Annotated in this window: 1 pseudogene; it reads right to left on the bottom strand. The window is 43.3% G+C overall.

Annotated elements, in window-relative coordinates:
- Window positions 1-54: 54 nt before the first annotated feature.
- A pseudogene (locus AAEZ02_RS22280) lies at window positions 55-282 on the bottom strand (TolC family protein); the annotation flags it as partial.

The following is a 282-nucleotide window of genomic DNA, read 5'->3' as shown; positions in this document are numbered from 1 at the left end:
CCGTAACCTAATAGTAATATAAGTAGCACGAATGCGATGACCGCGATGATCTTGTTAGCCCGCATAAGCAGCCCCTTGAAGTTGAGTTCGGTTAATAAATTCATCTACTTGACCGCTAATGGCCATCACTTTGGCGTAGGCTTGCATATAGCGATATTTAGCGCCTAATTGCTGAGTTTTAACCGCTGTTAGACTTAGCTCCGCATCGACTCTATCAATTGACGTTGATAAACCTTGATTAAAGGACAACTCTCGCAAACGTAGATTTTCGGTCGCTAAAGC

It is taken from the genome of Shewanella sp. T24-MNA-CIBAN-0130 (assembly GCF_040310185.1).
In the GTDB taxonomy this organism is placed as follows: domain Bacteria; phylum Pseudomonadota; class Gammaproteobacteria; order Enterobacterales; family Shewanellaceae; genus Shewanella; species Shewanella psychromarinicola.
Note: the sequence above shows the minus strand (reverse complement) of the source record. Positions and strands in the feature narration are given on the sequence as shown.